This window comes from Pseudomonas sp. (genome assembly GCF_050739995.1).
Taxonomy (GTDB): domain Bacteria; phylum Pseudomonadota; class Gammaproteobacteria; order Pseudomonadales; family Pseudomonadaceae; genus Aquipseudomonas.
In genome coordinates, this window is record NZ_JBOICG010000056.1 from 1 (window position 1) to 11,492 (window position 11,492).

Genomic DNA, 11,492 nt, shown 5'->3' on the forward strand with positions numbered 1-11,492 from the left:
AGGCTATCCTGAATGCCTTGCCGCCGTTCAGGCGCGAAATTTCTTAAGCCACAGTGGGCGATTTCGCCCACTTCGTGGTCTATCTCAACTATGTCATCAGGCCATTCATCGGCCGTCTGGGAGAACCTTGTTCGTATGATTCGCACGCTGCCCGCCCTTTTTGCCCTGCTGTTCGCCGCGCCCTTGATGGCCGCGCCCGCCGGGCAACAAACGCTGTTCAACTTCGTCCGGCCTGCCGATGTGGTCAAGGTGGCGACCCAGGACGCCAGCCTGCCGCAATACAACGCCGAACAAACCCCCGAAGGCGAAGTGTTGCGCCGTATCACCTTCAACCCGGCGGCCGAACCGAGCCTGGTGCTCAGCCCACAGTCCGGCGTATGGGACTGGTCCCAGAACAGCGCCATGAGCCTGCGTATCCAGAGCGCCATGGACTGGGCGCTGACGCTCTACGTCAAAGTGCAGAGTACGGACGGCAAGACCTTGGTCAGCCGCATCGATCTGCCGGCCGGCCCGGCCCAGACCCTGCTGATCCCGCTGCAAGCCAATTCGCCGCTGAGCCAGGGCATGAAGGCCGGCCCGCCGATGCCGATCAGCGTTGACGGCCAGCGTGTGCTGCTGGCCGCCAGTGCGGGGGAAGTCGACCGCAGCCAGGTGGCGTCGGTGACCTTGTCGATGATCAAGCCCAATGCGGCCCAAAGCATTTTGCTGGAACGCTTTGGCGTGCAGGACAGCGAACCGGTGCTGAAGGCGGTCTACAGTGACCTGGTGGATGCTTATGGCCAGTCCACTCGTGCACGCTGGCCGGAAAAGGTCGGCAGCGACGAGCAGCTCAAGGCCGCTGCCGCCAAGGAGCAACAGCAACTCAAGGTTTGGCTGGCTGAACGTGACAAATCGTCCCTGGATCAATATGGCGGCTGGAACAAAGGCCCTGCATTCGACGCCAGTGGCTTTTTCCGCACGGAGAAACGCGATGGACGCTGGTATCTGGTGACGCCGGAAGGCCACCCGTTCTACTCCTTGGGCGTCAATACCGTCGCGCCGGATAATAGCCAGACCTACGTGGCCGGTCGTGAGTGGATGTTTGCGGCCTTACCCAAGGCCGGTGAGTCCTTCGACAAGTACTACGGCAGCGGCGATAACCGCACCGGCAACGGTGCAGGTGAAGGCCGCAGCTTCGGCGCCGGGCGTTGGTACGATTTCTATGGTGCCAACCTGCAACGCACCTATGGCACCGAAGGTTTCGACCAGGAACGCTGGGTCAGCCATACCCTTGATCGCCTGCAAGCCTGGGGCTTCAACACCGTAGGTAACTGGAGCGATCCGGGCCTGGCCAACGCTGACCGTGTACCTTACACCTTGCCGCTGTCGATCGTCGGCGATTACGCCAGCATCAGTACCGGCACCGACTGGTGGGGCGGCATGCCCGACCCGTTCGACCCACGTTTTGCCATGGCCACCGAACGCGCCGTAGCCATTGCCACCCGTGATCATCGTGATGACCCATGGTTGATCGGCTACTTCGCGGACAACGAGCTGGCCTGGGCCGGTCCGGGGGATGATCCGCAGTCCCGTTACGCGCTGGCCTACGGCACGTTGCGCATGACCACTGATGTACCGGCCAAGCGCGCGTTCCTCAAGCAACTGCGCGACAAGTACCGCAACGAAGAGGGACTTTCGAGAGCCTGGGGCATCCACTTGTCCGGATGGGAGCTGATGGAAGACCCAGGTTTCGTGCCGCCGATGCCGACCCCTGAGCATCCGGAAATCGAAGCGGACTTCAAATATTTCCAGAAGACCTTCGCCGATGCCTACTTCAAGACCATTTCCGACTCGCTGAAATGGCACGCACCCAACCAGTTGCTGCTGGGCGGCCGTTATGCCGTGAGCACCCCTGAAGCCGTGGCGTCCTGCGCCCAGTATTGCGATGTGCTGAGTTTCAATATGTACACCCTCAAGCCTCAGGACGGTTACGACTTCGCCGCTTTGCGCGCGTTGGACAAGCCGGTATTGATCACTGAGTTCAACTTCGGCTCGGCGGACCGTGGCCCGTTCTGGGGCGGTGTAACGCAGCTGGCCAAGGAGGAAGACCGCGGCGCGGCGTACAGCAACTTCCTCAAACAGGCCATGACCGAGCCGTCGATTGTCGGTGTGCATTGGTTCCAGTACCTGGACCAGCCGGTGACCGGCCGCTTGCTGGACGGCGAGAACGGCCATTTTGGCCTTGTTGGCATCACCGATGTGCCGTTCCAGGGGTTTGTCGAGAGTGTGCGTAAGAGCAACCTGGTGACTGTCGATCAACTGGGCAAGGAGGCGGCGAAAGCCAAGGCGGCTGGCGCGGTGCGTGAACATGAAGGCGGCAAGGCGGGGCACGAGGGCAAAGGTGCAGGGCAGGGCGCCGGGCATGCCGGTGGGCACGCTGGAAATGGCCATTGATTGATCGGTGACGGGTTCACAAAACCCACAATGGCTGGAACAATGTCGGCCACTTTTTACGGTGTTTTCCGAGGGCGCTCAGGTGCAGATTCAGGGTCATTACGAACTTCAGTTCGAAGCAGTACGCGAAGGCTTCGCCGCGTTGTTTGATGACCCGCAGGAACGAGGCGCCGGGCTATGCATCCAGATCGGTGGTGAAACCGTCGTCGACCTGTGGGCCGGCACTGCCGATAAGGACGGGGCCGAGGCCTGGCACAGCGACACCATCGTCAACCTGTTCTCCTGCACCAAGACCTTCACCGCTGTCACGGCCTTGCAACTGGTGGCCGAAGGCAAGCTGACGCTGGATGCTCCCGTGGCCGATTACTGGCCCGAGTTTGCGGCAGCTGGCAAAGAAGCCATTACGCTGCGCCAGTTGCTCTGCCACCAGGCCGGGTTGCCGGCCATCCGTGAAATGCTGCCGATCGAAGCTCTGTACGATTGGAAGTTGATGGTCGACACCCTGGCAGCCGAAGCCCCGTGGTGGACGCCCGGCCAAGGGCATGGCTATGAAGCCATCACCTACGGCTGGCTGGTGGGCGAATTACTGCGTCGTGCCGACGGGCGTGGGCCGGGGGAGTCCATTGTGGCGCGGGTTGCGCGGCCGTTGGGGTTGGACTTCCATGTGGGCTTGGCGGATGAAGAGTTTTATCGTGTCGCCCATGTAGCGCGCAGTAAAGGCAACATGGGTGACGAAGCCGCACAAAGATTGTTGCAAGTAATGATGCGCGAACCAGCGGCAATGACGACCCGTGCATTTGCCAATCCACCGTCTATTCTCACCAGCACTAATAAGCCTGAATGGCGACGCATGCAGCAGCCAGCGGCAAATGGTCACGGTAATGCACGTAGCCTGGCGGGGTTTTATAGCGGTTTGTTGGACGGTAGTTTGCTGGAAAGCGACATGCTCGAACAATTGACCCGTGAACACAGTATCGGGCCGGATAAAACCTTATTGACCCAAACCCGATTCGGCCTGGGTTGCATGTTGGATCAGCCGCAGTTGCCCAATGCTACGTTCGGCCTTGGCCCGCGTGCGTTTGGGCACCCCGGGGCAGGCGGTTCGGTGGGTTTTGCCGACCCGGAACATGATGTAGCGTTCGGTTTTGTGACTAATACACTGGGCCCCTACGTACTTATGGACCCGCGTGCGCAGAAGTTGGTCGGAATATTGGCCGGTTGTCTGTAAATCGCTTGCTGTTTCACAATTTTTTGTTACAAAGGCACGTATAAGAAGACGCTGAACGAAATGATGTAACTTTAATGTTCTTTAAGCGTCTGTTTAACGGGTCATCCAGACCATCCGGTTTTTTTTCTCATTTTGTGGATATCTCATGTTATCGAACAAGTCCTTGGCACTGGCGCTGTGCCTCACTATTACTGGCTGCGCACAAACTCCACAAAATGATGCCGAAGGTGGGCATTGGTGGTCATTTGGATCTGACAAGGCTGCTACCAAGGAGGCAGTGACCCAAACCGACGCCAAACCGGATGCCAAGCCTGCCCCGGGCGCCAAGCCTTCCGCTCCTGTAGCTGCCGCCGCTGCTCCAGCGCCGGCTCCGGTAGCCAAGGCCGACACCGGCTCCAGCTGGTGGCCGTTCTCCTCCAAAAGCGCCGACGAAAAGGCCGCCGACGCCAAGGCCGACCTGAAAGCCGACCTCAAGGCTGCCACTCCGGCAGCCACTGCGCCTGCTGTCGCCAAGACCGACACGGAAGCTCACTGGTGGTGGCCGTTCGATAGCAAGCCAAAACCCCTGTCCAAGGTCGACGTGACCAACGTGCCGATGCCGGACCCGAAAATCACCCAAGCCTGGCTTGACGACTACGAGCCGCGCCTGCGCACCGCGATCAAGGACAGCAACCTGCAACTTGAGCGTCGCGACAACGTGTTGGTAATCATTGCGCCGGTGGACGGTTCCTACAACCCGAAACGCCCGGCCATGTTGCTGCCGGTGACCCTGGGCCCATTCACCCGTGTGGCCAAGGCCGTTGAAGGTGACCCGAAAACTGCCGTGCTGGTACTGGGCCACGTCGATACCAATGGTGCCGAACCGCAAAGCCAGGCCCTGACCAAGGAGCGTGCACAGTCCATCGCTTCGATTTTCAGCCTCAGCGGCTTGAAGCAAGACCGCCTGATGCTGCGCGGTATGGGCGACCTGATGCCACGTGCCGCCAACGACAGCAACCAGGGTCGTGCCCTGAACCGTCGTATGGAAATCATGTTCACCCAGCGCACCACCATGCTGGCCTTGCTGAGCAAGTACAACTCGGCTAACCCGCCGAAGGCTGAAATGATCGCTGTGCAGGACGTTCCGGCGCCAGTTGCTCCAGTCACCAAGAAAGCTGCTCCGGCGAAAAAGGCTCCGGCCAAGAAAACCGCTGCCAAGCCCGCCGCCAAGAAAGCTGCTGCCAAGCCGGCTGCGAAAAAGGCTGCTCCAGCCAAAGCCGCAGCGCCTGTTTCGAACGAGCAGGCAAAAAACTGATTCGGTGAACCAGAAGGATAAAGCCGCATGACCCAGGCACTGGCGGATATGCGCCGTGACTACACACGGGACGGTTTGAGTGAGGCCCAGGCCCCAGACGAACCGTTTACCTTGTTCCACCAGTGGTTTGCTGATGCGGTGAAAACCGAGCAGCCCCCGGTGGAGGCCAATGCCATGACCTTGGCCACGGTTGACCAGGACGGTCGGCCGCACTGTCGCATCTTGTTGCTCAAGGGCCTGGATGCGCAGGGTTTTACCTTCTTCACCAACTATCAGAGCGCCAAGGGTGAACAACTCGCGGCGCGGCCGTTCGCGGCCATGACCTTCTTCTGGCCGACCCTGGAGCGCCAGGTGCGCATCGAAGGGCGGGTGGTGAAGGTCACGCCGCAAGAGTCGGATGCCTATTATCAGGTTCGCCCGTTGGGCAGCCGCCTGGGGGCTTGGGCGTCCCCGCAGAGCAAGATCATTCGCGACCGTGAAGAACTGCAAGACTTGCTCAAGGCCACTGAGCAGCGTTTCAGCGACAGCCAGCCCGATTGCCCTGAGCATTGGGGTGGTTACCGTTTACTGCCGGAGCGCATCGAGTTCTGGCAAGGCCGCGCCAGCCGCTTGCATGACCGCCTGAACTATCGCCTGCAAGGAGCCGACTGGGTCCGCGAGCGCCTGGCTCCCTGAGTTACCCCTTTCTGATTGTTGCCTGTCACGCTGAAGCCTCGGTTCAAGAGGCTTCAGGTGTTTTTGGCTGCGCACTACACTGATGAGCGCGTCCATGACATCCTCTGGAGCGTGGTAAGTGCTACCATTCGTCGAGTTTTCTGGTACTGGCAGTCTGTACTAGGGCTGAATGAAAGCAATTTTCTGCCGGGCTTGCCGTGACAGGTGTCGAGCCGCAGCGTTTAATGGAGCCCTGTCCTTTGGAGTTGATGCTATGCGTAAGTCCGTTTTACTAGTTGCCTGCTTTACCACCCTGTCGTTGCTGTTGGGTGGCTGCGCCTCGAGTCTGACCGGCGACTCGTACTCCCGTGATGACGCGCGTCGTGTACAGACCGTTCGCATGGGCACCATTGAATCCCTGCGTCCGGTGAAAATCGAAGGCACCAAGACCCCAATCGGCAGCGTTGCCGGTGCCGTGGTTGGTGGTGTTGGCGGCAGTGCTATCGGCGGTGGCCGTGGCAGTATCGTAACGGGTGTTATCGGTGCTGTTGCCGGTGGCCTGCTGGGCTCCGCTGCCGAAGAAGGCCTGACCCGCACCCAGGGCGTCGAAATTACCGTTCGTGAAGACGATGGCAGCATGCGCGCCTACGTTCAGGCCGTTGACCCGAATGAAATCTTCCGCATTGGTCAACGCGTGCGCATCATGAGTGTTAACGGTCAAAGCCGCGTTTCTCAGTAAGCGTCGGTTGTAGAAACACAAAACCCCAACCGGGTGACCGGTTGGGGTTTTTGTTTCTTGATGCGGGATTTTTTATGAGAGAAACGTTTAATCGTGAGGCTTTTCGTAAATTACGAAAAAGCAGGTAATAAAAAACCGCCTTAGTAGGGCGGTTTTTTATTGCGAATCAGCTTTTAAGCTGGACTCGCATGCTCATAGGACGCGATGACATGAGCGAAATCCTACCGTCGCTCAAAGTGTCGTGCAAGGTTCGATGACGAGTGGCAGCCAGCGTTTATGAGTCTTTTTGTGTCGGTTGTCTGCAAAAAACGGAAATAAATCTGAAGGCCTTCCAACGGTACTCTATTGCGTTTTGTCACACGTTCGATCGGATGCTCAGTTAGTATCGATGCCGTTCCACACTCGTTATTTTTTGCAGGTCGGTTGGGTCAGTGACCAAGTTTTGGACCCGCCGCCACGGGCTAGTAATCCGTGCCGGATTTATGCGGAAGGCCCATCAACCCAGCCACCTCAGAGGACGCGGTGACAGCATCCGAAGGCTCACATGTTCCGGTAAGTGTGCTGGAGGTTAGGCCCAACTTACGGAGGGCCGAGTATGTCGAAGTTTGCACGACGTACGTGGAACCTCGTAGTGAACTGCCTGCGTGCTTATCACGTATGGAAGTTTCTGCGGGACAGCTTTGATGACCGATAAGGTCTGAGAAGTGGAGCCGCCTCGGTTTAGACCGAGGCGGCTTTTTGGTTTTCTGGGCCGAGCGCTCAAACCTGAAAGTGCTTCACCAGCGTATTCAACTCGTGCGCCAGGCTGGCGAGGGATTGCGAAGCGCTGGTGGTTTGGGTCGAACCTTCTGCGGACTGAATCGACAATTGCTGGATGTTCAGCAAATTGCGATCAACCGCTCGGGCAACGTCAGCCTGCTCGGCGGCTGCGGTGGTGATGACCAGGTTTCGGTCGTTGATCTCATTGTTGGCCGTCAGGATATCTGCCAGCGCCTGTTGTGCCAGTTCGGCCAGCGCGAGGGTTTGCTGGGTCATGCTGCTGCTGTCGAGCATGGTATGCACAGTGCTGGCCGTGTTGGACTGAATACTGCCGATCATGTGTTCGATTTCCTGGGTCGATTGAGCCGTGCGGTGGGCCAGGGCGCGAACCTCGTCGGCGACCACTGCAAACCCACGGCCAGCCTCGCCCGCGCGAGCGGCTTCGATTGCCGCGTTCAGTGCCAGCAGGTTGGTTTGCTCGGCGATGGTACGGATAACGTCCAGTACCTTGCCAATGTCCTTGGCCTGTTCGGCCAGGCTGCCCACCTGCTTGGAACTGACTTCAACGCCACGGGTCAGGGCCTGGATGGCATTCAGTGCTTCGACCATGCGCTGCTGGCCTTTCAAGGCGATGCTGCGCGACTCTTGGGAGAGGTCGGAGGTTGAAGCCGCGTTTCTCGCGACCTCCTCAATAGCGGTGGTCATCTCGGTGACGGCGGTGGCGGCCTGTTCGATTTCGCCATGTTGCTGCTGCAAGTCCCGGCTGCCCTCGGCGGTCACGGCATTGAGTTGTTCGGCGGCGGCGGCAAGTTGGCTGGATGAACCGGTGATTTGTCGCAGGGTCTGCACCAGGTTGTCACGCATGGTTTCCTGCGCCCTGAGCAGGCGCGTGGCCTCGTCATTGCCCGTCGGGTTGATGGGGTGGGTGAGATCGCCTTTGGCGATGGTTTCGGCTACCTGCACCGCTTCATTGATCGGGCCGGTAATGCTTCGGGTCAGCAACCAAGCCACCAGCACGGTGCCACCACTCACCAGCAGGATGACGAGCGCGATACCTTTCACGGCATGCTGATAAGCGCCTACGGAGGTCAGGCCAGCTTGTTCCGCACCTTTGTTGGCGAGGTCGATCAGTTGGTCGAAGTTCTTGGTCATGTGCTCGTAGCTTTCTCGGATGCTGTTGAGAAAGTCGCGGGCGCCGGCTTTGTCGCCCGAGCGTGAGCGCTTGAGCATTTCGGTGTGGTTTTTCGCGTACTCATCCAGGCTTTGGTTGAAAACGTCGAGGCGGGATTTTTCCTCGGGGGTGCTCAGCAGCGCTGCGTATTGCGCCAACTGCTCCTTGACGGCTTTCAGGCGCCCAGCGGATTTGTCTTCGTAGGTCTGCATGTCGGCATCGCTTGAGGACAGGATGTGCGCCATTTCCCCCAGGCGAAACCGGTCGAGCGAAGCGTTGGCCAGGGCCAGCAGCCTGACGCGTTGTAGCCAGTTGTTCTGTATGTCGGCAGCCTGGGCCTGCACTTCACCGATCTGCTTGAGGGCGAACAGGCCGAGAAACACACTCAGTGATGCAATAGCGGCGAAGCCGATGAAGGCCCTGGCTGCGATTCTTATATTTCTCAGGAACATGGGATTGTCGCTCGGGCTGGAAATGCGTTGGGAAGCACGGTCGGGCGGGTGTTCCAGACGGGAACAATCGGATCGCCACACTCGTTGATCGGCGAAAATCCGAAAGTCTTTAGGGTGTACAGACGGATTACCGGCCTGGGGCTGGAGGCGGAAAAAGAAAAACCCCAACCGGATGCCCGGTTGGGGTTTTCAGGTGTTTCAGATGCGGTCAGGCTTTCTTGCGACTGGCCATCGCTGTTACCGCATAGCCGATGCAGGCCGCCAGGATTGATCCGGTCAGAATCCCCATTCGGTCTTCACCCGCAAACTCACTGGCGCCCGGCACAAACGCCAGGGAGCCGACGAACAGGCTCATGGTAAAGCCGATACCGCACAGGATCGCCACACCGAACACCTGGCCCCAGTTGGCGCCGCTGGGCAGGGCCGCGAGGCCGGTCTTGACGGCGAGCCAGGTGAGGCCGAACACGCCGACGGTCTTGCCGATCAGCAAGCCTGCTGCAATACCCATGGGGACGTGGTGGGTGAAGCTGTCCAAGCTGACGCCGGTCAAGGACACCCCGGCATTGGCAAACGCGAACAGCGGCAGGATGCCGTAGGCGACCCACGGATGCAGGGCATGTTCCAGGGTGAGCAGCGGCGAAGGCTCGGCATTCTTGGTGCGCATCGGAATGCAGAAGGCCAGGGTCACGCCGGCCAGCGTGGCATGCACGCCACTCTTGAGCACGCATACCCATAGGATCAGACCGACGATCAGGTACGGCCCAAGCTTGATCACACCCAGCCGGTTCATCGCGATCAAGGCAATCAGGCAGGCGCCTGCACCCGCCAGGGAGGCGCCGGAGAGGTCCGCAGAGTAGAACAACGCGATGACGATGATTGCACCGAGGTCATCAATGATGGCCAAGGTCATCAGGAACAGCTTCAGTGACACCGGCACACGTTTGCCCAGTAGCGCGAGCACGCCCAGTGCGAAAGCGATGTCGGTGGCCATGGGGATCGCCCAGCCGGACATGGCGGTGGGGTAGTCCTTGTTGATCGCCCAATAGATCAGCGCTGGCACCACCATGCCGCCAATGGCTGCCGCACCGGGCAACACCACTTGCGACGGCTTGGACAGGTGACCGTCGAGGAGCTCTCGCTTCACTTCCAGGCCGATCAGCAGGAAGAACAGGGCCATCAGGCCGTCGTTGATCCACAGCAGGGCGGGCTTGGCGATTTTGAGTGCGCCAATCTGTGCCACTACCGGTACTTCGAGAAAGGCGTTGTATAGGTGTGACAACGGTGAGTTGTTGATGATCAGCGCCAAAGCGGCAGCAGCGATCAACAATAGACCACTGGCGGCTTCCAGCTGGAAGAAACGGGTGAAAGTGCTACGCAGAGGCAAGGGATGCTCTCCAATTCAAGTTCAATAGGTGGGTACCCTAACCCGTACCGTTAGTTGTTAAAACAAAAGTTATATTCTTATTTGTTATAAGCAGTGGTCAGGATCGGTAATGCGCCAAAGCCTAGCAATTGTGTGTCTAATTGAGTCGCCACTGTATCTGTGTGCAGTGTAGGAAACCCCCTAGAATTCGGGCTGAAACCTTTAGAGACCCACCTTATGAGCGACCACCGTACCTGGGCCCGCGAAGCCATACGTATCATTGAAGCGGACTTCCAGCGTAGCGCCGACACGCACCTGATCCCTTTGCCATTACCGGGGTTGCCGGGTATCGAGTTGTACTTCAAGGATGAGTCCAGCCACCCCACGGGTAGCCTGAAGCACCGGCTGGCTCGCTCGCTGTTCCTGTATGCGCTGTGTAATGGCTGGCTCAAGCCGGGTGCGCCGGTGATTGAGGCCTCCAGCGGTTCGACGGCGATTTCGGAAGCCTACTTTGCCCGTTTGCTCGGCCTGCCGTTTATTGCAGTCATGCCAGCCACTACGTCCCAGGAAAAGATCGCCCAGATCGCCTTCTATGGCGGCAAGAGCCATCTGGTACAGGACCCGACGCAGATCTACGCCGAATCCGAACGTTTGGCGCGGGAGAGTGGCGGTCACTTCATGGACCAGTTCACCTACGCCGAGCGAGCTACGGACTGGCGGGCGAACAACAACATCGCCGAATCGATTTTCCAACAGATGCGCTTCGAACATTACCCCGAACCGAGCTGGTTGATTTCCAGCCCTGGCACCGGCGGTACCACCGCGACCCTGGGCCGCTATGTGCGTTACCGTCAACATTGCACGCGCGTGCTGTGCGCCGATGCCGAACGCTCGGTGTTCTTCGATTTCTATCAGAGTGGCGATGCCAGCTTGCGCCTGGACTGTGGTTCAAGGATCGAGGGAATTGGTCGGCCGCGGGTCGAGGCGTCGTTTTTGCCCAAGGTGATTGATGCAATGGTCAAGGTGCCGGATGCGTTGTCGTTGGCGGCCATGCATTACCTGGCCGAGCGTTTGGGGCGGCGGGTTGGCGGCTCCAGCGGGACCAATCTGGTGGGTGCACTGGTGGCGGCGCAGCAGATGAAAGCGGCGGGAGAGTCGGGGTCGATCGTGGCGATCTTGTGCGATGGTGGTGAGCGGTATGCCACTACCTATTACGATCAGGCTTGGCTTAACGCCCAGGGATATGAGTTGAGCGGTTTGATTGCGGCTGTTGCGGCCAGTGTGGAGCGAGGCGAACCGTTGCCGGACAGCATCCTGCGCGCCAACATCTGACACAACACAAGCCAAATGTGGGAGGGGGCTTGCCCCCGATAGCTGGGTACCAGTCACTGTATATGGC

At 59.3% G+C, this 11,492-nt stretch carries 8 protein-coding genes and 1 pseudogene; 6 read left to right on the forward strand and 3 right to left on the reverse strand.

What is annotated here, in order from left to right; all coding sequences use genetic code 11:
- The first annotated feature begins 135 nt into the window (after positions 1 to 135).
- The 5 genes from ACRESD_RS02000 (at position 136) to ACRESD_RS02020 (ending at position 6,348) form a co-directional block, all read left to right on the forward strand.
- On the forward strand, positions 136 to 2,433 hold the full coding sequence (locus tag ACRESD_RS02000) for a beta-galactosidase (protein WP_431749402.1): 2,298 nt from the start codon (positions 136 to 138) through the stop codon (positions 2,431 to 2,433).
- A gap of 82 nt (positions 2,434 to 2,515) precedes the next feature.
- Positions 2,516 to 3,661, forward strand: coding sequence for a serine hydrolase domain-containing protein (locus ACRESD_RS02005; RefSeq protein WP_431749407.1), 1,146 nt, complete (start codon positions 2,516 to 2,518; stop codon positions 3,659 to 3,661).
- A 145-nt stretch (positions 3,662 to 3,806) separates the two neighbouring features.
- A complete protein-coding gene (locus ACRESD_RS02010; RefSeq protein WP_431749403.1) occupies positions 3,807 to 4,955 on the forward strand; it encodes an OmpA family protein in 1,149 nt (382 codons plus the stop codon).
- 27 nt (positions 4,956 to 4,982) lie between these two features.
- Positions 4,983 to 5,630, forward strand: a complete 648-nt coding sequence (pdxH, locus tag ACRESD_RS02015) for a pyridoxamine 5'-phosphate oxidase (RefSeq protein WP_431749404.1) — start codon at positions 4,983 to 4,985, stop codon at positions 5,628 to 5,630.
- A 253-nt stretch (positions 5,631 to 5,883) separates the two neighbouring features.
- Positions 5,884 to 6,348, forward strand: coding sequence for a glycine zipper 2TM domain-containing protein (locus ACRESD_RS02020; RefSeq protein ID WP_060753814.1), 465 nt, complete (start codon positions 5,884 to 5,886; stop codon positions 6,346 to 6,348).
- A gap of 759 nt (positions 6,349 to 7,107) precedes the next feature.
- On the opposite strand, the gene ACRESD_RS02025 is transcribed toward ACRESD_RS02020, so the two are convergent.
- The 3 genes and pseudogenes from ACRESD_RS02025 to nhaA form a co-directional block, all read right to left on the reverse strand.
- Positions 7,108 to 7,971 (reverse strand): methyl-accepting chemotaxis protein, encoded by an 864-nt coding sequence (locus tag ACRESD_RS02025; RefSeq protein ID WP_431749408.1) that lies wholly within the window; start codon positions 7,969 to 7,971, stop codon positions 7,108 to 7,110.
- Positions 7,966 to 8,730: pseudogene (locus ACRESD_RS02030) on the reverse strand (MCP four helix bundle domain-containing protein); the annotation flags it as partial. The gene ACRESD_RS02025 and the pseudogene ACRESD_RS02030, both read right to left, overlap by 6 nt.
- Positions 8,731 to 8,938: 208 nt before the next feature.
- Positions 8,939 to 10,114 (reverse strand): Na+/H+ antiporter NhaA, encoded by a 1,176-nt coding sequence (nhaA, locus tag ACRESD_RS02035; protein WP_431749405.1) that lies wholly within the window; start codon positions 10,112 to 10,114, stop codon positions 8,939 to 8,941.
- A 216-nt stretch (positions 10,115 to 10,330) separates the two neighbouring features.
- Between nhaA and ACRESD_RS02040 the strand changes: the two genes are divergently transcribed.
- Positions 10,331 to 11,425, forward strand: a complete 1,095-nt coding sequence (locus ACRESD_RS02040) for a PLP-dependent cysteine synthase family protein (protein ID WP_431749406.1) — start codon at positions 10,331 to 10,333, stop codon at positions 11,423 to 11,425.
- Positions 11,426 to 11,492: the final 67 nt, after the last annotated feature.

Bases quoted from the DNA above. Each gene is read 5' to 3' on its own strand.
- ACRESD_RS02000 (WP_431749402.1), top strand. From the start codon at position 136: ATGATTCGCACGCTGCCCGCCCTTTTTGCCCTGCTGTTCGCCGCGCCC.
- ACRESD_RS02010 (WP_431749403.1), top strand. From the start codon at position 3,807: ATGTTATCGAACAAGTCCTTGGCACTGGCGCTGTGCCTCACTATTACT.
- pdxH (WP_431749404.1), top strand. From the start codon at position 4,983: ATGACCCAGGCACTGGCGGATATGCGCCGTGACTACACACGGGACGGT.
- ACRESD_RS02020 (WP_060753814.1), top strand. From the start codon at position 5,884: ATGCGTAAGTCCGTTTTACTAGTTGCCTGCTTTACCACCCTGTCGTTG.
- ACRESD_RS02025 (WP_431749408.1), bottom strand. From the start codon at position 7,971: ATGCGTGACAACCTGGTGCAGACCCTGCGACAAATCACCGGTTCATCC.
- ACRESD_RS02040 (WP_431749406.1), top strand. From the start codon at position 10,331: ATGAGCGACCACCGTACCTGGGCCCGCGAAGCCATACGTATCATTGAA.